Origin of the sequence: Pseudomonas sp. G11, assembly GCF_029457515.1 — a bacterium.
GTDB classification, from domain to species: Bacteria; Pseudomonadota; Gammaproteobacteria; order Pseudomonadales; family Pseudomonadaceae; genus Aquipseudomonas; species Aquipseudomonas gorinensis.
The window spans coordinates 657,728-677,929 of sequence record NZ_CP120377.1 but is presented as its reverse complement, the minus strand read 5'-3'; the positions used below and the strand labels follow the sequence as shown (position 1 = coordinate 677,929).

Here is a 20,202-nt window from a genome sequence, read left to right as displayed (position 1 = left end):
AAAATTCCGTTTTCCTGGCCCTAGATACAATGTAACGATCTGTGAACTGACGCCGGTCGTCGGGCGTTATACTCTGCGGCTACATTTTGAAATCGACATACAAGGACTCGCCCATGAAAGCGTTCGGCAAAATCCTGGGTCTGGTACTTCTCGGGTTGTTGCTGATCATTGTGGCTCTCGGCTTTGCCCTGACCCATCTCTTCGATCCCAACGACTATAAAGACGAGATTCGCCAGATTGCCCGCGACAAGGCCCACATCGAGCTGACGCTCAATGGCGATATCGGTTGGAGCCTGTTCCCGTGGCTGGGCCTGGAGTTGCACGAAGCCAGCGTCGCGACCCTAACCAACCCGACCCAACCGTTCGCTGACCTGCAGATGCTCGGCCTGTCGGTACGCGTGCTGCCGTTGCTGCGCCGCGAGGTGCAGATGAGCGATGTGCGTGTCGAGGGCCTCAATCTGCGCCTGAACCGTGACAAGCAGGGCCATGGCAACTGGGAAGACATCGGTAAGACCGCGCCGGAGGCAGGTACCGCCACCCCTGCCCCAGTGGAGCAGTCTGCCGAGCACGAACCGGAAAAACCGCCAAAACCGATCCGTCTCGATATCGACAGCCTGACGATCAACAACGCCCGCATCGAATACAACGATGAGCAGACCGGCAAGCAGTTCAGCGCCGAAAGCATCCAGCTGAGCGCCGGTGCCGTGCACGAAGGGGCAAGCATTCCGCTGAAACTCACGGCCTTTTTCGGCAGTAACCAGCCGGTGATGCGCGTCAAGACCGAGCTCAACGGCAACCTGCGCATTCAACGCGCCCTCAAGCGCTACCAGTTCGAAGACATGAAACTCAGCGGCGAAGCCACCGGTGAACCGCTGCAAGGCAAGACCGTGACCTTCTCCACCCAGGGTCAACTGCTGGTGGACCTGGCGGCCAACATTGCCGAGTGGACCAACCTGAAACTCTCGGCCAACCAGCTGCGCGCACTCGGCGAGCTGAAGGTCAACGACCTCGACAAGACACCGCAGATCAGTGGCGCACTGTCCATCGCCCAGTTTGACCTGGCCACGTTCCTCGACAGCATCGGCAGCCCGCTGCCGCACATGGCCGAGGGCAGCCTGAGCAAGGTCGAACTGGTCAGCCGCCTCAAGGGCACGCCGACCAGCATGGCGCTGGAAGACCTGAACCTGAAACTCGACGGCAGCACCTTTACCGGTCGCATCGCGGTGGACGATTTCGCCAAGCAGTCACTGCGCGTGCAACTGAAGGGCGACACGTTCAACGCCGACAACTACCTGCCGGCCAAGTCCGACGCCGCCAAAGGCGCCGCCGCTGCACGCCAGGCCGAAGTCCAGAACAGCGAAGCCGGCGCGATGGCCGCCGGTGGCACCACACCGCTGCCGGACGCCCCGACCAAGGGCGCCTGGAGCACCGACAAGCTGCTGCCACTGACCCGCCTGCGCACCCTGGATGTGAATGCCGACCTCACCTTTGGGCAACTGACCCTGAGCAAGCTGCCAATCCAGAACGCGGCACTGAAGGCCACCGGCCTCGACGGCCAGCTCAAGCTCGACACCCTGAGCGGCGGCCTCTACAACGGCACCTTCCAGGCCAACGGCACCCTCGATGTGCGCCAGGATATTCCGGTACTGGCGCTGCAGAGCCGCATCAAGCAGGTGCCGGTCGAACGCATCCTGCAAGCCCAAGGGCAAAATCCGCCGGTGAAAGGCCTGGTCACCCTCGACAGCAACCTCAGCGGCCGCGGCAACAGCCAAAAGGCCCTGATCGACAGCCTCAACGGCACCGCCAGCTTCGTGATCAACAATGGCGTGTTGCTCAACGCCAACCTTGAACAGCAGTTGTGCACCGGTATTGCCCTGCTCAACCGCAAGACCTTGAACAGCGAGCCACGTGGCAAGGACACACCGTTCGAGGAACTGAAGGGCAACCTGAGCTTCCGCAATGGCGTAGCCAATAACCCTGACCTGAAAGTGCGTATCCCAGGCCTCACGGTGAACGGCAACGGTGACATCGACCTGCGTGTGCTCGGCATGGATTATCGGGTGGGCATCATCGTCGAAGGCGACCAACGCGAAGTACCGGACCCGGCGTGTGAAGTAGGCGCCAACTTCCAGGGCATCGAAGTTCCGTTACGTTGCCGTGGCCCGCTGGAACTGGGCGCCAAGGCATGCCGCCTGGACAAGGATGGCCTGGGCCAGGTCGCTATCAAGGCTGCCGGCAACCGCCTCAACGAGAAGCTGGAAGAGAAGCTCGACAAGGTTAACCCGCAACTCAAAGATGCGTTGAAAGGCCTGTTCAAACGATGAGAAACGAGCAGTTTTCGCAGGCGGTGCTGAATTGGTACGACCGCCACGGTCGCCATGACCTGCCCTGGCAACAGGGCATCACCCCTTACCGGGTGTGGGTCTCGGAGATCATGTTGCAACAGACCCAGGTCAGCACCGTGCTCAACTACTTCGACCGTTTCATGGCTTCGCTGCCAACCGTCGAAGCCCTGGCCGCCGCCCCGGAAGATGAAGTGCTGCACCTGTGGACCGGCCTGGGCTACTACACCCGGGCACGCAACCTGCAAAAGACCGCGAAGATCGTCGTGGCCGAGTACGGCGGCGAGTTTCCCCGCGATGTCGAAAAACTCACCGGGCTGCCCGGTATCGGCCTGTCCACGGCCGGTGCAATTGCCAGCCTGAGCATGGGCCTGCGCGCACCGATCCTCGACGGCAACGTCAAGCGCGTCCTGGCGCGCTATACCGCTCAGGAGGGCTACCCCGGCGACCCGAAGGTCGCCAAGCAACTCTGGGCCACCGCCGAGCGCTTCACCCCGCAGACCCGCGTCAACGCCTACACCCAGGCGATGATGGACATGGGCGCAACCCTCTGCACCCGCAGCAAGCCCAGTTGCCTGTTATGCCCGCTGGAAAAAGGCTGCGAAGCCCATATGCTCGGCCTGGAGACACGCTACCCGATCCCCAAGCCACGCAAGGCCATCCCCCAGAAGCGCACGCTGATGCCAATGCTGGCCAACGCCGAGGGCGCTATCCTGCTTTACCGTCGCCCTTCCACGGGCCTGTGGGGCGGTTTGTGGAGCTTGCCGGAGCTGGACGACCTCGACGACCTCGAACACCTTGCCCACCAGCATGCACTGGCCTTGGGCACGCAACAGGCACTGCCGGGGCTGATCCACACCTTCAGCCACTTCCAGCTGGCCATCGAACCCTGGCTGGTCCAGGTCGAGGAATCCGCCCATCACGTGGCCGAGGCCGACTGGCTCTGGTATAACCTCGCCACCCCGCCGCGCCTGGGCCTTGCCGCCCCGGTGAAAAAACTGCTGAAGCGCGCGGCTGAAGTATTGAACGCAGGAGAGTCGTCATGACCCGCACCGTAATGTGCCGCAAGTACAAAGAAGAACTGCCCGGCCTGGAACGCCCTCCATACCCAGGCGCCAAAGGCCAGGACGTGTTCGATCATGTTTCCGCCAAAGCCTGGGCCGACTGGCAAAAACACCAGACCCTGCTGATCAACGAAAAACGCCTGAACATGATGAACGCCGAAGACCGCAAATACCTGCAAGGTGAGATGGACAAGTATTTTTCCGGCGAGGATTACGCCAAGGCCGACGGCTACGTGCCGCCTGCTCAATAATTGATCAAAAACCGGGGTCGGCACGTAAGCGACGGTAATAATTAAATATTTTTTGAAAACTTGCTTGACGACCCCCTGAAAAACCCGTTTAATGCGCCCCGTTGCCCAGATAGCTCAGTCGGTAGAGCAGGGGATTGAAAATCCCCGTGTCGGCGGTTCGATTCCGTCTCTGGGCACCACTATTAAGTTTCAGGTGGTGCAACTATCATCTGGAACACACAAAAAACCCGCCTGGTGCGGGTTTTTTGTTGCCTTGGATTTGGCGCCTTGATCAAGGGCGATTCAACATCGCCCCTGCCACTCGGTCACTCAACGCCGATCCCACATCAGCGTCACCACCGCCGCCCTCTCTTGGTCCGACACCTGGAAGCCGCGCTCCTCGACCCGATTTAACCAGTCCTGCGCCGACAACTTCTCGCCAAAGCGCACCAGCCGCCCGTAGCGCTTGAACACGCCCTGCAACATGATAATCATCGAGGGGTAACTGCAGCCGCCGTCGAAACAGATGCTCAGCAAGCCAAGCCGCGAGCGGCCGATCACGTGACCGCCACCCGCGAGGGAGGTCGCACCGGGTGATTGAGCGCCGGGCCGCTTGAAGTCCATTTCCATCATTTCCTTGATCCGCACGTTACAACGATTACAAAAACGGTAAAGCCAGATAGGCGTTATATGACCCGCCGGTCATTTACCCGGCAAACATACACCAACACGCTCTAAATCGCCTGTTCACTTGAGCAGAAACACCAGCAACGGGTTGTCGTTCAAGCGCCCGTTGTACATCGGAGTCAAATGCTCCACTGGCGTTCCCTGCAGCAGCGCGGTTTCCTTACGCGCCACTATTACCCACGCCGGCCGAGGCAGTTCGCCCAACCGTTCCATCTCATTGCGCCCAACGAACAGCGGTTGCTCGTCGTGGTCCAGGTTCATCATGTAGCGCACCGCCCAGGTGTCCCGACCGAGATTGACGAACACCAATGGCCCAGGCTCCGTCGCACGCAGCGCTTCCACCTGGCTGACAAACTGCCGGGTGTCGAACTGCAGGTCCTTGGCCGGCTCCACCACCGTCACCAGCAACAACCACTGCGCCGCGAGTGCAATCGCACTGAGCGACACCAGTCGCGCACTGCGACGCCAGGCAAGCAACGCCGCCACCTGCAAAAGCACCAGGGCGCCAATCAGCAGAGGCAACGAAACGTTAGGCCAGTAACCGTGTTTCTGCCACCCATAGCGGCACACAAACACCACAACCCCACCCAACGCCGGCAACGCCACGACGAGCCCTTCGTAACATCGACGTATGCCCGCAAACCAGCCCTGCGCGTGGAGCAGCCCATAGGCCGCGACAGCGGCGAACATTGGCACCATGGGCAAGATGTAATAGGCACGCTTGAAGTGCGGCACCGACAGCCCGAGCAAAATCATCAAGCCACAGGCCGCAAGCCGTATTGTCAGTTGCACATTCTCATCGCATTGGCGCTGCGCCCAGCGATGTCGCAACGCAACCATCGTGGCCAACGCCAGGGGCACCACGGGGAAGTAGCGGTACAAACTCAACTGGAAATAGAAATAGAACGGCTCACCGGTTTCGTCGAGGCGCCCACCGACCTGCATCCTGAACACTTCATCGGCAAAGGCATCGCCACCGCTGATCCGCGCCAGCTTCATCAGCAACCACCAGCACGCCGCCAACAGCACCAGGCCAACCATACCGTGCACCAGCACCTGCCTGACCCGCTCGCCGGGACGGCCCAACGCCCAATACACGCAGACCACGCCGCAGACCTCGATCAACCCTAACGGCCCGCGAATCGCAAAGCCCAGGACGAACAGCGGGAACACCGCCAATTGCCTGAGGCGCGAACCGAGGCGTTCCCCACTGTGCAGCAGATAGAAACTGCCGACGCACAGCAGCGCCACCATCTGGTCCAGGCAGACCGAGCGCGACTTTTCCAGCAACTGAGTGGTGAGCAAGGTCAGCAGCACCGTGAGCAACGCCCAGTTGCGGCCGTAAGGCACCAGCAAGCGATAGATCAGGGCAACCACACCCGCCGAGGCCAGCGCCGTCGGCAGGACATTTGCCAGATGGTTTGGCGCGTCGAACAAGCGCGCAAATACAAAACTGAAAAACGTCGCGGTACCAGGGTAGTCGGCGTAGGGCTGCCCATAGGTCGTAGGGAAAAGACTCGCGCCATGGCGAAACATCTCCTGCAGGAACAACGCCCAGCGCCCATCAAAACCCTGGGGCTGCTGATCCCAGATACCCAGGGTGAACAGCAACAAAGCCATCAGAAAAATGCCCAGGGACTCCAGGCGAAAGCGGTAGCGTTGATCCATCGGTTGACCTGTCAGGTAGGGAGCGCGGACCTATGGTGCCGAACCCGCCCCTGAATAGCGCCTGAACAACCTGAAGATTGCCGCTTCTAGCGACTCGCAGGCCACACCCACTTCGGGATCAGCCGGACGTAGACCAACTCACCCACCAGCTCCACCAGGGTCTGCAGGATCACCACGGTCGCCGCCACCCCACGCACGTCTTCGGGCAGCGCCAGCGCCAAGGGCAGCACCACCAGCGAGTTGCGCGTCGATGCACTGAACGTCACCGCCCGCGCCGTGACCGCGGGCAACGCGAACAACCGCGCGGCCAACGCCCCCATCAGCGGCGCCAGCAGCAAAAAGCCGATATACACCGGCAGTACCGGGAGCAGCAGGTTGATATCCCGCACCACCGAGGTGATTTGCGAGGCGATCACCACGAACAACACCAGCGCCATCGCCGGCACCGGCAACCACGCCCAGGCATTGCTCCAAGCGTTGACCGGCGATGATCGCCGCGCCAGGGAGGTGGTGATCACCGCCAGGATCATCGGCACCACGATCAACAACAGGAACGCCTCGACAAACGGCCCTGCCTGCACCACCACGTCGGCCTGCGCCCCCAGCATAAAACCCAGGTACACCGGCAATAGCACCAACTGCAACAGCAACAGCAACGGCGTCGCCGCCAGCATCAGGCGGGAATCGCCCTTACCGATATGGGTAAACACCACCACGTAGTCGATACACGGCGTCAGCAACACCAGCAATGCGCCCACCAGCAACGCCGGGCGCTCCACCAGGCCACGGGTCAACCCCCACACCAGCAACGGCACGAGGATGAAATTGGCCAGCAGCAACGCTGCCAGAAAGCGCTTGTGACCCAGGCTCTGGCGCAGATCCAGAAACGGGATTTGCAGGAACATCGCATACATCAGCACCGCGATGGCGGGCGTAACCAGCACGCCAAGGCCATGGGCCAACGAAGGCGCGAGCAGGCCGAAAGCGGCAGCCAGCAGGACGGCGACGAAGTAGACCGGGACCTGATTGTGCTCGAGGGTGTCGCGGGTCATGAAAACACTCAGTGTAAATCGCAAAGGCGTGAGCCTATGCTTCTACTGGCGCGAGGTCGAGGGAAGAGGCGTTGTACTGCTCGATGCAATCAATAATTTCGGTACTAAAAACAATAATCCAGGCAGGGGCTTTGAAACGATGAACTTGAATGACGCCTCTTCAATAGAACGTGCAACTACACCCAGAAATAGCCAACGCGAATCCTTCAAAGAATCCGCCGCCGACGGCTACCCCCTCGCAGGCTCCACCTGGCGCCACCCGCGTACCGATCTCGAACGACCGGTCGTCATCATCAATGCCGCCACCTCCGTACGTTGCCGCCACTACTCACGTTTCGCCGATTACCTGTTCGCCAACGGCTTCGACGTGATCACCTACGACTATCGCGGCATCGGCGAATCCCGCCTCGGTTCGTTGCGCGGTTTCAAGGCGTCATGGTCGGATTGGGGCACGCGGGATTTCGAAGCGATCCTGCGGCGGGCACAGCGCGAGTTTCCAGGCCAACCGATTGATGTGGTCGGCCACAGCTTTGGTGGCTGTGCGGCGGGGTTGGCTGCATCCGGCGCGGTGATCCGGCGAATCGTCACCGTGGGCGCGCAGTTCGCCTACTGGCGCGATTACGCAGCCGCCGGGCGCTGGCAGATGTTTGCCAAGTGGCATGTGGTGATGCCGCTGGTGACGGCACTCTGTGGGTATTTCCCCGGCAAGCGGTTGGGCTGGCTGGAGGATACGCCGGCAGGCGTGGTGCGCGACTGGAGCACGCCAACGCCCAGGTATGAGACGCGGCCCAGCGGGCGTGCCCTGGCCGACTTGCCATTCAGTCGTGTGACGGCGCAGATGTTGGCGATCAGCATCACTGACGACCCGTTCGGCACCGTGGCGGCGATTGAGCGCTTGCTGGGCTATTTCGCAAACAGTGAGCGCACCCATCTGCGCATCGCTCCACAAGACATCGGCGAAAAACAGGTCGGGCATTTCGCATTCTTTCGCAGCGAGTATCAGGACCGATTGTGGCCGATCGCATTGGCCTGGCTTCAAAACGGCCAATTAGCGCCAGATACCCTTGGGATTTCCCCCAACCTGCGCTTCAATACCCCACCCAGATCCTGACCCAAGGACGTGAGCCCATGGCCTCGCCGAACAAGCAGCAAAAACGTGCCCACCGGGCCAAGGCCAAGGCCAAGCAGAACCGTACCCAGCGCGCCGTCGCGACCAAGCCGGATGCGTTTGCCGGGGATGATGACCGGATTGACCTTGAGTCGGTGGATTTGACCGAGCTGTTCGTGGCGATGCGTACCGCCGGCGAGACCAGCCAGCAGGCACTGTGTGCGGTGTTCCTGGCCCACCCACTGCTCGCACTGGTGCTGGAACAGGAAGGCGAAGAAGAAGCCACCGACTTTATCCTGGCGGCACTGATCGAGTATCGGCAGTGGGCCACGGACAGCGAGGATGAAGCTGCCGCCCTGGCGTGGATCGAGTCGCCGCAGTTCCAGGCCGACTATGTGGCCGCCTCCCAGGCCCTCACCAACGCCCAAGACTGACGCCAAACAACATGTGGGAGGGGGCTTGCTCGCCTTCTGTAGGAGCGAGCTTGCTCGCGAAAAACTCACAGGCGCCGCGTTGATTCAGGAAACACGCGTTATCGTTGAGGTTTTTCGCGAGCAAGCTCGCTCCTACAGAAGGCGAGCAAGCCCCCTCCCACATCTGAACTGCGGCGCAATCAAGCACCGCATTCCATCACATCAATTCAGCACCACCGCGCCGACTCTCTGCGCCTTGCGACGGCTCGACACCAACAACCCCGCCGCCACTACCAGCAAGCTCAAGACCCCAGTCGCAATGATTTCCACGCGATGGGCCTCTTGGAACAGCATGATGGTCAGCGTGCCCACGATGAACACCATCACCGCGTAGGTCAGGCCCGGGAACAGCCACATCTTGAAGACGATCTTCTCGCCCGCCGCCGTGCGCTTCTGGCGCATGCGCAGTTGCGACACCGCGATCACCAGGTACACCAGCAGCGCGATGGCGCCGGAACTGGCCAGCAAGAATTCGAACACTGCCGCTGGGGCCACGTAGTTGGCGAACACCGCCAGGAACGCTGCGCCCGTGGACAGCATCACCGCCCAGTAAGGCGTACCGCTTTTGTTGGTGCGCTTGGACACAGCCGGTGCATCACCACGACGCCCCAGGGAGAACAGCATGCGCGAGGCGGTGTACAACGCCGAATTCAGGCAGCTGGTCACGGCGACCAATACCACCAGGTCGACGATCAGCTTGGCATTCGGGATGCCCATGCGCTCCAGCACGGTCTGGTAGGAACCTACGGCCGCCAGGCTCGGATCATTCCAAGGCACCAGGGAAACCACGATGAAGATCGACAGCAGGTAGAACAAACCAATCCGCCAGATCACCGAGTTGGTGGCCTTGGTGATTTGCTGGCCTGGGTTCTTCGATTCAGCCGCCGCAATGGTGACGATCTCGGTGCCCATGAAGGAGAACATGGTGGTCAGGATCGCCGCCAATACCGCGCCCATGCCATTGGGCATGAAGCCCTGGGTATCGAACAGGTGGGACACGCCGCTGACCTGGCTGGTCGGCAAAAAGCCGAAGATCGCGGCCAGGCCGAGAATCACAAAGCCCACGATCGCCACGACTTTGATCAACGCGAACCAGAACTCGAACTCGCCGTAGTGCTTCACGCTGAACAGGTTGGTCGCCGTCAGCAGCAAGGTAATGATCAGGGTAAACGCCCAGATGGCCACGTTAGGGAACCAGGCGTTGAGAATGGTGGCGGCGGCGTTGGCTTCCAAAGGAATCACCAAGACCCAGAACCACCAGTACAGCCAGCCAATGGTGAAACCGGCCCAATGACCGATTGCCCGGTCGGCGTAGGTGGAGAACGAACCGGTGTCCGGTGACGCCACGGCCATCTCGGCCAGCATGCGCATGACCAGCACCACCAGCGTACCGGCAGCGGCGTAGGCCAGCAGCACCGCAGGGCCGGCGGCAGCTATCGCGTGGCCGGAGCCGACAAACAAACCGGCGCCAATAACGCCGGCAATCGACAACATCGTGACGTGACGCGGTTTGAGCCCCTGTTCGAGGTCATTGGAGCTTTGCGTACTACTCATTGACACACCTTTGCGAGGAATTGCGAAAACGGTTCGCCCGGTCTGCAGTCTTTCTTGTGAAAAGAAACCAACAAGGCGTTCTTTATTTTTTACGCAAGATTTGCGCCAAAATGTTACAAAGCCGCAATTGACGCGGGCTGTAGGACAATTCATTAACCGTTGCAAGTCATTGAGAATGCTGGCATTCCGCTACAGCGTTACCGAGCGACCCACTTTCCAGAGCAGCGCGTGCACCACAAACACACACACAAAGTCCGCGACGCTCTATAAAAGTGCTGCCAGGCACCGTTTGCCCGGTTAACCCTTCCAACACCCGGCCAAAGCTGGCACCATCGCGCCCTTTTTACGTAAAGCCTGTGGATTTTCGGGATCAAACGGTTGTTCGGTTGTTGATGGCGCGACACGCTGCTGTGCCGATGCGACACCCTGCCGCAGAGCCCCGGTTAACCGTCCGCAGCGCTGTTGGCTGTCATCCAGACGCTATGCTAGCTTGGCGCCTCGCCAGGAAGGCGGCCCAACAGCGTCGAACGCAATGAACACAATGAGGACCGCACATGGCTGAGGCCACGCCCGCGCTTGAAATCCGCAACTTGCATAAACGCTATGGTGAGCTGGAGGTACTCAAAGGTATCTCGCTGACCGCTCGCGACGGCGATGTGATCTCGATCCTGGGTTCCTCCGGTTCCGGCAAGTCCACGTTCCTGCGCTGCATCAACCTGCTGGAGAACCCGCACCAGGGGCAGATCCTGGTGGCTGGCGAAGAGCTCAAGCTCAAGGCCGCGAAAAACGGCGAGCTGATGGCCGCCGACGGCAAGCAGATCAACCGCCTGCGCAGCGAAATCGGTTTTGTGTTTCAAAACTTTAACCTGTGGCCGCACATGAGCATCCTCGACAACATCATCGAGGCCCCTCGCCGTGTGCTCGGCCAGAGCAAGGCCGAAGCCATCGAAGTCGCCGAGGCCCTGCTGGCCAAGGTCGGCATCGGTGACAAACGCCACGCCTACCCCGCGCAACTGTCCGGCGGCCAGCAACAACGAGCGGCCATCGCCCGCACCCTGGCCATGCAGCCCAAGGTCATCCTGTTCGATGAGCCCACGTCGGCCCTTGACCCGGAAATGGTCCAGGAAGTACTTAATGTGATCCGCGCGCTGGCCGAAGAGGGCCGCACCATGCTGCTGGTCACCCATGAAATGGGCTTTGCCCGCCAGGTGTCCAGTGAAGTGGTATTCCTGCACCAGGGCCTGGTCGAAGAGCAAGGATCGCCACAGCAGGTGTTTGATAACCCGCTTTCGGCGCGCTGCAAACAATTCATGTCCAGCAACCGTTAACGGAGCAACCTGCATGCAGAACTATAAAAAATTCCTTCTGGCCGCGGCCGTTTCGATGGCGTTCAGCGCCACGGCCATGGCAGAAACCTTAAAAATGGGGATCGAAGCGGCCTACCCGCCGTTCAACAATAAAGACGCCAGCGGCAACGTCGTGGGCTTCGACAAAGACATCGGCGATGCCCTGTGCGCCAAGATGAAAGTCGAGAAGTGCGAAGTGTATGTCTCCGACTGGGACGGCATCATCCCGGCCCTGAACGCCAAGAAATTCGACTTCCTGGTGTCCTCGCTGTCGATCACCGATGAACGCAAGCAGGCCGTCGACTTCACCGACCCGTACTACTCCAACAAGCTGCAGTTCATTGCTCCTAAAGCCACGGCAGACTTCAAGACCGACGCGGCCTACCTCAAAGGCAAGATCATCGGCGCACAACGTGCGACGTTGGCCGGTAGCTACCTGGAAGACAAGCTGCCTGACACCACCGCCAAGCTCTATGACACCCAGGAAAACGCCTACCTCGACCTGACCTCCGGCCGCCTGGACGGGATCCTCGCCGACAAGTACGTGCAGTACGAATGGCTCAAGAGCAAAGACGGTTCGGCCTATGAGTTCAAGGGCGACCCGGTTGTAGAAAGCGACAAGATCGGTATCGCCGTACGCAAGGGCGACCCACTGCGCGAACGCCTGAACAAAGCCCTGGCAGAGATCAAGGCAGACGGCACCTACAAGAAGATCAACGACAAGTACTTCCCGTTCAGCATCGAATGATCTGATCGGCCTGCCCGGCGCGCGCCTTTAAGCGCGCCGGCTTTCAGCTTTGCCTGCCGCGATATGAAAACACCATGAATTTCGATCTCTACGGATTCGGCCCCGCCCTCGCCGCCGGGGCGCTGATGACCGTCAAGTTGGCGCTCACGGCCCTGTGCCTGGGGTTGGTGCTCGGCCTGGCCGGTGCCTTGGCCAAGACCTCCCCCTACAAGTCGCTGCAATGGCTGGGCGGTGCGTACTCAACCATCGTCCGCGGTATTCCCGAACTGCTGTGGGTACTGCTGATTTATTTCGGCACAGTCAACCTGATGCGCGCCCTCGGGGAGATGCTGGGTAACCCCGACCTGTCCCTCAGCGCCTTTGCCGCCGGGGTCATCGCCCTGGGCCTGTGCTTTGGCGCGTATGCCACGGAAGTGTTCCGCGGCGCGATCCTTGCCATTCCCAAGGGCCATCGTGAAGCCGGTGTCGCCCTGGGGCTGTCGAAATTTCGCATCTTCACCCGCTTGATCATGCCGCAAATGTGGCGCATCGCCCTGCCGGGCCTGGGCAACCTGTTCATGATCCTGATGAAAGACACTGCGTTGGTCTCGGTCATCGGCCTTGAAGAAATCATGCGCCACGCGCAGATCGGCGTGACCGTCACCAAGCAGCCGTTCACCTTCTTCATGGTCGCCGCCTTCATGTACCTGGGCCTCACCGTACTGGCCATGACCGGCATGCACTTCCTGGAAAAACGCGCCAGCCGTGGCTTTACAAGGAGCACCCAATGAGCGGCGACTACAGCTGGCTGTCCCATTTCGACCTGGGCCTGAACTGGGCCGTGATCATCAAATGGCTGCCCAAACTGGCCCAGGGCGCGACCCTGACCCTGGAGCTGGTGGCCATCGCGGTGATCGCCGGCCTGCTGCTGGCGATCCCTTTGGGCATTGCCCGTTCCTCGCGGCGCTGGTACGTACGCACCCTGCCCTATTGCTACATTTTCTTCTTCCGCGGTACGCCGCTGCTGGTGCAATTGTTCCTGGTCTACTACGGCCTGGCGCAGTTCGATGCAGTGCGCAACAGCTTCATGTGGCCTTACCTGCGCGATCCGTTCTGGTGTGCCACCGCCACCATGACCCTGCACACCGCCGCCTATATCGCCGAGATCCTGCGCGGTGCGATCCAGGCCATCCCGCCAGGCGAGATCGAAGCCGCGCGCGCCCTGGGCATGTCCAAGCCCAAGACGCTGTTCTACATCATCCTGCCCCGCGCCTCGCGCATCGGCCTGCCGGCCTACAGCAACGAAGTGATCCTGATGCTCAAGGCCAGCGCCCTGGCCAGTACCGTCACCTTGCTGGAACTGACCGGCATGGCGCGTACCATCATCGCGCGCACCTACCTGCCGGTTGAGATCTTCTTCGCGGCCGGACTGTTCTACCTGTTGATGGCCTACCTCCTGGTACGCGGCTTCAAACTGCTGGAACGCTGGCTGCGCGTCGATGCCTGCCAGGGACGTTGAGACACGCTTCCAGGTGCTGGATGCGTTCCTGGTCGAGCACCAAGGGCTGTGGCGACCACGGCCCTTCACGCACTCCCGGCTACCCTGGGAAACCCAGCATCCGCAACTCGCCCAATGGTTGCGCCAGCGCTCGTTGGCCGATGCCGAAAGCAGCCATAACCAGCCCCACGACCTGCCCGCCCCCGCACCTTTTCCACAGCTGGCCGCGCAAGCCCTGCGCCTCAGTGCTGTGGATAAGTTACCGACCCAGCCCCTGGCAGCCGCGCGCCATCGCTTGAATGTCGACGTCCCCGGGCGTAAATGGCAGCAGATCGAAGCGTTCGGCGCCGCGCTGCACTTTGCGCAGACGCCGACCCATTGGCTGGACTGGTGCGCCGGCAAAGGCCATCTCGGGCGCCGCCTGCTGCAACCTGGCCAACAGCTGACCTGCCTGGAATACGATCCGGCGTTGATCGCCTCCGGCCAAGCCTTGAGCGATCGCCATCGGTTGCCGGTCACCCATCGCCTGCAAGACGTAATGGCAACCGTAGCGATCAACCCCGACCACACCCCCGTCGCCCTGCACGCCTGTGGCGACCTGCATGTGCGCCTGCTGCACGCGGCCAGTGCCGCCGGCTGCAAGCAACTGGCGCTGGCACCGTGTTGTTATAACCGCATCAACGCCGAGCGCTACCAGGCGCTGTCCGGCGCCGGCCGTGCGTCGCGGCTGCAACTGTCGGTCGAGGACCTTGGCCTGCCGCTGAGCGAAACCGTCACCGCCGGTGCCCGCGTGCGCGCGCAACGGGATACGTCGATGGCCCGGCGCCTGGGGTTCGATCAGTTGCAACGTCAATTACGCGGCTGCGACGAGTATTTGCCCACGCCCTCGCTGCCCTCCAGCTGGCTCGACCAACCCTTCGCCGACTACTGCCGGGAGCTGGCGAGTCTCAAAGGGTTATCCACAGGCGAGCAGGATTGGCCCGCACTGGAGGCCAGCGGTTGGCGTCGCCTGGCCGAGGTCAGGAACCTGGAATTGCTGCGTGGTCTGTTTCGGCGCCCGCTGGAGCTCTGGCTGGTACTGGATCGGGCATTGTTTCTGGCCGAGAAAGGCTACAGGGTCGAGGTAGGCAGCTTCTGCGAATCGACACTGACGCCGCGCAACCTGATGGTGCTTGCCGAGCGCGATTAAAGGGCAAAATTGTCGCACCCCAGCCTGTGGATAACTCTGTTGATGGAATCTTTACAGAAGCTGTAGCCAACAACGCTACCGGCAAAAAGCCATGCTGCTCATTTTTTACCCACGGCATAAACCACCCGCAAAACAGGCAGTTGCAGCGTGATGAGAACGGCTCCACAAAACGTGTATTGGGTGACAGCGGCCACTGCCCAATTGTGCATAAGCATCTGGTGATAGGCGTATAAACCGCGCTTTACCGCAGCTTTCTGCAGGCGATCAACCACCGGCAAAGGTCGTTGATATCGTCGCTCGCCAGGCCCGCCGCCAGGCTGTCCAACGGGTCTGCGCCGAAGGCCAGGGCTTCGCTGATCGCCATGTCGCGATGCACCTCCCACGGCGCCTTGTTCAACCGTTGCTTGAACGCCTCGACCATGTCCAGGCTGAACGCGTTGTCTTCATCGAGCTGGTTGATCACGAAGTGCACCTGCGGCGGGCGCTCACGCTCCAGGTGCGGCGCCAACAGCGCCTGCAATTGATCCAGTGTTCCCAAAGATGCCGCGTCAGCCTGGGCGATGACCAACACCACATCGGCCACGTTCAGCGCCTGGTGCACGTACACGTTATTTCCGGCAGGGGTATCGATGACCACCGTATGGCGTGCGCTCAGGTCCAGGGGGGCGAGGTGTTGCGCCAGCCAGTCGGGTTCATCCTTGAGCCAGCGCTGCAGCTTTTCCTGTTGCTGTGTATCGCTGTCGCCAAAGGGAATGACCCGACTACCGGCAAAACCCGGCTGCTGGAGAGTCTCCCACTGCGCATGTTGCAGGCTGGCCACGCCGATGCCCGGCGCAGTCGGGCTGACCCCGAAGTGAAGCCGCAGGGCGTTTTGCGGGTCCAGGTCCAGCGCGACCACCGGTTCGCCGTGGCGCTGCAGGCCACTGCTCAAGGCGGTGGCCAGGGTGCTGCGGCCCACACCCCCATTCACCGATACCAGCGCCACCACGCTCGGGCGCGGCGCCGCGCCGGCTACCGCCTGGGTTTGTTCATTGGCGCGGGGAGACTGGCCGGAGAACGGTGTGCCGTCATCGACCGGGATGCTGCCGAAAAAGTGCAGCCGCGCATGCTGCCCTTGGGGGTCTCGGCTCACGTCCTGGCCGAGAAGAACGAGAAGACTGTCGGTGAAGCTCATCGCACATTCCTCCTCACGGCGAAGCTTAAAGACGTGAAAAAGGTCAGCTGATACGACTGCTTACCGCAGGTCTTTTTGTCGTCGCCTTAATGCCCGCAGTCTGCTTCAAGCCAGCAACAGTGTCATTATTTTGCTGTAGGAGCTGGCTATTTTTTAGACAAGTGGCAAAAAGTCAATTTACTGACTAATCGTCACCGGGTCGTACGGCGTCTGCAGGTCGCGCTCCGGGATCTCCCAAATCAGCAACTTGGGCGGGGTTTGCTTAAACGCCGGGCTGTCGAAATACGCCTTGGCCGCACCGGAGAATTCGCCACCGTCCTTGCTGAAGTTGCCTACCGGCGCATTCAGGGCCTTTTGCAGGAAGCCCACAAAGTTGGAGTTGCGCGAGAACGAGGTGCCGATCAGCGCCACATTCGGCAGGCTGGCATCGCCGAACAGGTCGTCGGCATTGCTGGTGGCGCCACCGCTTTCATGGGCGGAACTGGCCGCGACCGACTCGCCCGGTGGCTGCAATTTCGGCGGCAGCCAGTCGAGGCCGGCCAGGCGCACCAGGTCACCTGGGCGCACGGCGAGCGGTGCCTGGGTGATCGTGAAGATTTGTTCCGGCGTGGCCTTGATACCGCGCTGCTGAATGCGCTGGGCCAGGGCCTGGGCCCCTGCGTTGGCGCCGATTTCGCTCCAGTGGGTATCGGTGCGCAGGTATGCCTGCGGGCCCAGGGGCTTGAGCGTGTCAGTCAGGTCCAGCGCGGAGACGCCGGCAGCCTGCAACGCGGCAGTCCAGGCCTGGACACGGCCATCGAGCACGGCTGGGCGGTACAGGCCGCAACGCTGTGCGGCCGCGATGCGGCTCTTGTCCGGCACCACCACCACTTGCAGGTCGATCCCTTTTTTGCCCAGTTGCTGTTGCAGGTCGATCACGGCCTGGGCCTTGGTCTGTGCATTGGCGTCGGCATGGCGGTTGATGCGCAGCTCATCGCTGATAAACAACCAGCCCGGGCATCCCTGGCGCACGCGCGGCCCGGTATCGCCGAAGGCCAGCCAGCTGGAGCCACGCTCCAGGTTGGCGGCCTGGATCGCCATCGGTGCCTTGGCCAGTTCCTTGGCGAAACGGTGGGTCACGTCGCCATGCAGCAGCATGTCGGTGTCCACCTTGGCCGGCACGAAGCTGATCGGGCCCTTCACCATCAGCCAGGCGCAAGACAGAAGCCCCGCCGCCAGGAAGGGCACCAGCACCCAGGCCGCCAGGGGGCTGGTACGAACGGCCAATTCGCTCGGTGGAGTCGGTGCGGTAGGAGCGGGCATGGTCGGGCTTCCTTAGAACTGAAAGTACAGAAACGGTACGGCGTCGCGGCTGGCAATCAGCGCGAACGACAACACAAACCCGGCCACCGGCCACAGCGAAGCCGCCACCAAAAACCACGGCTGAGTACCAAAGCGTTGCTCGCAGCGCACCTGCCAGATCGGCGCGATGATGCATACCAGGCCCAGCAAGGCCGCCATGCCATGGGCCGGGCGCAGGGCGACCGCCATTGCGTCACCCAGGGCCATGCCGTGCATGCCGAACTGGCCGGCATACATGGTCAGTGCCGAATGGAAGTCCGGCGCGCGGAACAAAGTCCAGGCCAGGCACACAAACAGCAACGTCAGGACGTGGGACAACACCGGCGGAATACTCGGCAAGCTCGAACGCGACCAGGCGCGGTCCACGCACAGCGCTACCCCGTGGGCCGAACCCCACAACAGGTAGTTCCAGCTATCGCCGCCGTGCCACAAACCGGCAATCGCCATGGTCAGGAACAGGTTGCGATAAGTACGCCACACACCGTCACGGTTACCGCCCAGGGCGATGTACAGGTAGTCGCGCAACCAGCTGGACAACGACAGGTGCCAACGGCGCCAGAAGTCCTGGATGCTGCTGGCCAGATACGGCCGGTTAAAGTTTTCCGGGAAGTGGAAACCCAGCATCAGGCCCAGGCCGATGGCCATGGCGCTGTAGCCGGCGAAGTCGAAGAACAGTTGCAGCGAATAGGCCAGGCAACCGATCCACGCATCCACCAGGCTCGGGTTTTCCAGGTGGAAGGCAATGTCCACCAACGGCGACAAGGTGTCGGCCACCAGCACTTTCATGCCCATGCCGATCATGAAGCGCCGCGCGCCGAGGGAGAAATTCGGCCAGTTGAAATACCGCTGGTTCAGCTCGCGACGGACCCAGTCGTAACGAATGATCGGGCCGGCAATCGAGTGGCCGAACATCGAGATATAGGTGGCGTAATTGATGAAGCTGCGCTCCACCGGCACCGTATGCCGGTGTACGTCCACCAGGTATGAAATCGCCTGCAATACGATGAACGACAAGCCGGCTGGCAACGCCACGCGCTGCCAGTCCAGTGGCATGGCGCCGTACCAGGTGATCACCTCACTCACGGTGCCCGCCACGATGTTGGCGTACTTGTACCAACACAGCACCGCCGTGTTGAACACGATCAACGCGATCAACAGGCGCACCCGGCCTTTGCCATCCTCGCGGGAGCGGTCCACCAGCAAGCCGCCGACCCATGCCACCACGGTCAAGACCATGTGCAGGAACAGGAACAGCGGGCTCAACCAGCCGTAGAACAGCCAGCTGCCGATCAACAGGATGACGTTGCGCCAGCTCGGACGAGCCAGGGCATAAATCAACAGGAAGGCCGGCAGGAACAGCGTGAGGAATTCGAGTGAGGCAAAGACCATGGTGGTGTCGGGCCCGATCAGTTAGCGAGTGCGTCAGAGGCGAACAGCAACTTCGAACCTGCAGCCGAAGGAACAGCCAGCACGCTATAGCGCTCGCCAGCCTTGAGGGTGAACGACAACGGCTGGCCAACCGGCGCGCCGGCGCATTTGAGCTGCACCGACAGTTCCACCGGGTTGATCATGCGCCGCTGCAACGAACCTTCGGCGACCTGCTTGAACAGCTCGGCTTTTTGCGCCACGGCTTCCAGGCTCGCATCGACGCACGTGGCGTCGGCGTTGATAAAGGCCAGGGAGGCCTTGAGCGCGTTGAAGTCGTCCGGCTGTTCGCGCACCACCAATTGGCGCGTGGCGCCCTTGGCGTCGACCAGCGCCACCACGGTGGCGAATTCGCCTGGGGCGACGGTCACCGACAGGTCGGCGTCCTTGCCATCGCGGCTCAGCACGCCCTTGATCGGCTTGTCACCGCCCACCACCGGCAGGAAGGACGAGACCAACTTGTCGCCATTCAACACCAGGCTGGCCTTGGAGCCGGCGGCCACCAGCTTCAGTTCGCTGCCGGTGCCGTTGGCAAACCGCAGGAACGCTGCGTCTTGCTCCGGGCCGGTGGGATACAACGGGATGTCGGCGCTGTAGGCGCTGACGCTGGCGAGCAAGGCCGCCAGACCCAGGGTCATCCGTTTCATTATTTGCTTCCTTTACCGTAGGCCGATGGCGGCAGGTCACCCAACGCAGTACCAATAGCCTTGGCCCACTTCTGGTAACCGTCGATGGTGAAGTGCTGGCCGTCGGTGGTGATCCACTCGCCCGGCTTGGAGAAGGTCAACGAGTCGATGTAGGTGCACGGCGCCACGTTACTGGCCAGGAACGACGACATCAGCTTGGTGCGGGTGTCGTCCTTCTTGTACTGGGAACCGACCTTGCCCCATGGCGGGCCGACCCACACGCACTTGGTGCCAGTCTCGGTGATCGCCTTGGTCAGCGAGGTCACGCTTTTCCAGGCCCAGGCTTTGGGGAACACCGGGTTGGTGTAGGAACCCATGGTGTCGCCGATGATCAGCACCACCACATCGGGTTTGTCCTTGGCGATCAGGTCTTTGATCGGCGTGGTGCTCATGGCGTTCTTGCCGTAGATCACCGCTTTGCCGGTGGGCATGCGTTCGCCGCCGCACTCGACTTTTTTCGGCACGACCCAATCCGCCGCACCCGCGCCGCAGGCGCCGATGGAGTGAACCACCGCGCCTTGCTTGGTCAGGTTGTCTTGCAGCGGGTTGAGCAACGAATCGGGAAAGCTCATATGACTTTCGCCCAGTACCAGCATGGTTAGGCCGGCAATCGCAGAAACAGGCATGAATGACTCCGA

Annotated in this window: 19 protein-coding genes and 1 tRNA gene; 11 read left to right on the top strand and 9 right to left on the bottom strand. The window is 61.5% G+C overall.

Going from position 1 to position 20,202, the window contains the following annotated elements; genetic code table 11:
- Window positions 1-113: 113 nt before the first annotated feature.
- The 4 genes from P2T68_RS03060 to P2T68_RS03045 all read left to right on the top strand — a co-directional run bounded on the left by P2T68_RS03060 (window position 114) and on the right by P2T68_RS03045 (window position 3,836).
- Entirely contained in the window at window positions 114-2,324 is a 2,211-nt protein-coding gene (locus P2T68_RS03060) for an AsmA family protein (RefSeq protein ID WP_277379050.1), read from the top strand.
- Complete coding sequence (gene mutY / locus P2T68_RS03055; protein ID WP_102625375.1) at window positions 2,321-3,388, top strand: A/G-specific adenine glycosylase; 1,068 nt, start codon at window positions 2,321-2,323, stop codon at window positions 3,386-3,388. Before P2T68_RS03060 ends, mutY begins: the two co-directional genes overlap by 4 nt.
- A complete protein-coding gene (locus P2T68_RS03050) occupies window positions 3,385-3,657 on the top strand; it encodes an oxidative damage protection protein (RefSeq protein WP_024072880.1) in 273 nt (90 codons plus the stop codon). The genes mutY and P2T68_RS03050 overlap by 4 nt, the downstream gene beginning before the upstream one ends.
- 103 nt (window positions 3,658-3,760) lie before the next feature.
- A tRNA-Phe gene (locus P2T68_RS03045) sits at window positions 3,761-3,836 on the top strand.
- Between the two features lie 130 nt (window positions 3,837-3,966).
- Here the strand turns inward: P2T68_RS03045 and P2T68_RS03040 are convergent.
- The 3 genes from P2T68_RS03040 to P2T68_RS03030 all read right to left on the bottom strand — a co-directional run bounded on the left by P2T68_RS03040 (window position 3,967) and on the right by P2T68_RS03030 (window position 7,043).
- Window positions 3,967-4,269 carry a hypothetical protein gene (locus P2T68_RS03040; RefSeq protein ID WP_223817908.1) on the bottom strand — a complete coding sequence of 101 codons (303 nt, stop codon included), beginning with the start codon at window positions 4,267-4,269 and terminating at the stop codon, window positions 3,967-3,969.
- 114 nt (window positions 4,270-4,383) lie between these two features.
- The gene (locus tag P2T68_RS03035; RefSeq protein ID WP_277379049.1) at window positions 4,384-5,991 is read right to left on the bottom strand and encodes a glycosyltransferase family 39 protein; all 1,608 of its coding nucleotides are present in this window, start codon (window positions 5,989-5,991) and stop codon (window positions 4,384-4,386) included.
- An 86-nt stretch (window positions 5,992-6,077) separates the two neighbouring features.
- Window positions 6,078-7,043: an arsenic resistance protein gene (locus tag P2T68_RS03030; RefSeq protein ID WP_193690084.1), complete on the bottom strand. Its 966-nt coding sequence runs from the start codon at window positions 7,041-7,043 to the stop codon at window positions 6,078-6,080.
- A 139-nt stretch (window positions 7,044-7,182) separates the two neighbouring features.
- Here P2T68_RS03030 and P2T68_RS03025 point away from each other — a divergent pair, with 139 nt between their 5' ends.
- Window positions 7,183-8,154 carry an alpha/beta fold hydrolase gene (locus tag P2T68_RS03025; protein ID WP_277379048.1) on the top strand — a complete coding sequence of 324 codons (972 nt, stop codon included), beginning with the start codon at window positions 7,183-7,185 and terminating at the stop codon, window positions 8,152-8,154.
- A gap of 17 nt (window positions 8,155-8,171) precedes the next feature.
- Window positions 8,172-8,585, top strand: a complete 414-nt coding sequence (locus tag P2T68_RS03020; RefSeq protein WP_024072851.1) for a hypothetical protein — start codon at window positions 8,172-8,174, stop codon at window positions 8,583-8,585.
- Window positions 8,586-8,786: 201 nt separating this feature from the next.
- Here the strand turns inward: P2T68_RS03020 and gabP are convergent, their stop codons facing one another.
- A complete protein-coding gene (gene gabP, locus P2T68_RS03015; protein WP_024072850.1) occupies window positions 8,787-10,178 on the bottom strand; it encodes a GABA permease in 1,392 nt (463 codons plus the stop codon).
- Window positions 10,179-10,732: 554 nt separating this feature from the next.
- Here gabP and P2T68_RS03010 point away from each other — a divergent pair.
- The 5 genes from P2T68_RS03010 (at window position 10,733) to P2T68_RS02990 (ending at window position 14,938) form a co-directional block, all read left to right on the top strand.
- Entirely contained in the window at window positions 10,733-11,506 is a 774-nt protein-coding gene (locus P2T68_RS03010; RefSeq protein ID WP_024072849.1) for an ABC transporter ATP-binding protein, read from the top strand.
- Window positions 11,507-11,519: 13 nt separating this feature from the next.
- A complete protein-coding gene (locus P2T68_RS03005) occupies window positions 11,520-12,272 on the top strand; it encodes an ABC transporter substrate-binding protein (protein WP_024072848.1) in 753 nt (250 codons plus the stop codon).
- 74 nt (window positions 12,273-12,346) lie between these two features.
- Window positions 12,347-13,042 (top strand): ABC transporter permease, encoded by a 696-nt coding sequence (locus P2T68_RS03000; protein ID WP_024072847.1) that lies wholly within the window; start codon window positions 12,347-12,349, stop codon window positions 13,040-13,042.
- Between the two features lie 38 nt (window positions 13,043-13,080).
- Window positions 13,081-13,770: an ABC transporter permease gene (locus tag P2T68_RS02995; protein ID WP_041161076.1), complete on the top strand. Its 690-nt coding sequence runs from the start codon at window positions 13,081-13,083 to the stop codon at window positions 13,768-13,770.
- Complete coding sequence (locus P2T68_RS02990; RefSeq protein ID WP_277379047.1) at window positions 13,751-14,938, top strand: methyltransferase; 1,188 nt, start codon at window positions 13,751-13,753, stop codon at window positions 14,936-14,938. Before P2T68_RS02995 ends, P2T68_RS02990 begins: the two co-directional genes overlap by 20 nt.
- Before the next feature lie 241 nt (window positions 14,939-15,179).
- Here P2T68_RS02990 and bcsQ read toward each other — a convergent pair whose 3' ends face one another.
- From bcsQ to P2T68_RS02965, 5 genes are all read right to left on the bottom strand, one after another.
- Complete coding sequence (bcsQ, locus tag P2T68_RS02985; RefSeq protein ID WP_069075098.1) at window positions 15,180-16,112, bottom strand: cellulose biosynthesis protein BcsQ; 933 nt, start codon at window positions 16,110-16,112, stop codon at window positions 15,180-15,182.
- Window positions 16,113-16,289: 177 nt separating this feature from the next.
- Entirely contained in the window at window positions 16,290-17,414 is a 1,125-nt protein-coding gene (locus P2T68_RS02980; RefSeq protein WP_277379045.1) for a cell division protein FtsQ, read from the bottom strand.
- A gap of 12 nt (window positions 17,415-17,426) precedes the next feature.
- Window positions 17,427-18,842, bottom strand: a complete 1,416-nt coding sequence (locus P2T68_RS02975; RefSeq protein ID WP_024072842.1) for an MBOAT family O-acyltransferase — start codon at window positions 18,840-18,842, stop codon at window positions 17,427-17,429.
- Between the two features lie 17 nt (window positions 18,843-18,859).
- Complete coding sequence (locus P2T68_RS02970) at window positions 18,860-19,525, bottom strand: cell division protein FtsQ (protein ID WP_024072841.1); 666 nt, start codon at window positions 19,523-19,525, stop codon at window positions 18,860-18,862.
- Window positions 19,525-20,190, bottom strand: coding sequence for an SGNH/GDSL hydrolase family protein (locus P2T68_RS02965; RefSeq protein ID WP_024072840.1), 666 nt, complete (start codon window positions 20,188-20,190; stop codon window positions 19,525-19,527). Before P2T68_RS02965 ends, P2T68_RS02970 begins: the two co-directional genes overlap by 1 nt.
- Window positions 20,191-20,202: the final 12 nt, after the last annotated feature.

What these genes read in the sequence shown, in the direction of transcription:
- P2T68_RS03060 (WP_277379050.1), top strand. Translation starts at nt 114, where the DNA reads ATGAAAGCGTTCGGCAAAATCCTGGGTCTGGTACTTCTCGGGTTGTTG.
- mutY (WP_102625375.1), top strand. Translation starts at nt 2,321, where the DNA reads ATGAGAAACGAGCAGTTTTCGCAGGCGGTGCTGAATTGGTACGACCGC.
- P2T68_RS03050 (WP_024072880.1), top strand. Translation starts at nt 3,385, where the DNA reads ATGACCCGCACCGTAATGTGCCGCAAGTACAAAGAAGAACTGCCCGGC.
- P2T68_RS03040 (WP_223817908.1), bottom strand. Translation starts at nt 4,269, where the DNA reads ATGATGGAAATGGACTTCAAGCGGCCCGGCGCTCAATCACCCGGTGCG.
- P2T68_RS03035 (WP_277379049.1), bottom strand. Translation starts at nt 5,991, where the DNA reads ATGGATCAACGCTACCGCTTTCGCCTGGAGTCCCTGGGCATTTTTCTG.
- P2T68_RS03030 (WP_193690084.1), bottom strand. Translation starts at nt 7,043, where the DNA reads ATGACCCGCGACACCCTCGAGCACAATCAGGTCCCGGTCTACTTCGTC.
- P2T68_RS03025 (WP_277379048.1), top strand. Translation starts at nt 7,183, where the DNA reads ATGAACTTGAATGACGCCTCTTCAATAGAACGTGCAACTACACCCAGA.
- P2T68_RS03020 (WP_024072851.1), top strand. Translation starts at nt 8,172, where the DNA reads ATGGCCTCGCCGAACAAGCAGCAAAAACGTGCCCACCGGGCCAAGGCC.
- gabP (WP_024072850.1), bottom strand. Translation starts at nt 10,178, where the DNA reads ATGAGTAGTACGCAAAGCTCCAATGACCTCGAACAGGGGCTCAAACCG.
- P2T68_RS03010 (WP_024072849.1), top strand. Translation starts at nt 10,733, where the DNA reads ATGGCTGAGGCCACGCCCGCGCTTGAAATCCGCAACTTGCATAAACGC.
- P2T68_RS03005 (WP_024072848.1), top strand. Translation starts at nt 11,520, where the DNA reads ATGCAGAACTATAAAAAATTCCTTCTGGCCGCGGCCGTTTCGATGGCG.
- P2T68_RS03000 (WP_024072847.1), top strand. Translation starts at nt 12,347, where the DNA reads ATGAATTTCGATCTCTACGGATTCGGCCCCGCCCTCGCCGCCGGGGCG.
- P2T68_RS02990 (WP_277379047.1), top strand. Translation starts at nt 13,751, where the DNA reads ATGCCTGCCAGGGACGTTGAGACACGCTTCCAGGTGCTGGATGCGTTC.
- bcsQ (WP_069075098.1), bottom strand. Translation starts at nt 16,112, where the DNA reads ATGAGCTTCACCGACAGTCTTCTCGTTCTTCTCGGCCAGGACGTGAGC.
- P2T68_RS02980 (WP_277379045.1), bottom strand. Translation starts at nt 17,414, where the DNA reads ATGCCCGCTCCTACCGCACCGACTCCACCGAGCGAATTGGCCGTTCGT.
- P2T68_RS02975 (WP_024072842.1), bottom strand. Translation starts at nt 18,842, where the DNA reads ATGGTCTTTGCCTCACTCGAATTCCTCACGCTGTTCCTGCCGGCCTTC.
- P2T68_RS02970 (WP_024072841.1), bottom strand. Translation starts at nt 19,525, where the DNA reads ATGAAACGGATGACCCTGGGTCTGGCGGCCTTGCTCGCCAGCGTCAGC.
- P2T68_RS02965 (WP_024072840.1), bottom strand. Translation starts at nt 20,190, where the DNA reads ATGCCTGTTTCTGCGATTGCCGGCCTAACCATGCTGGTACTGGGCGAA.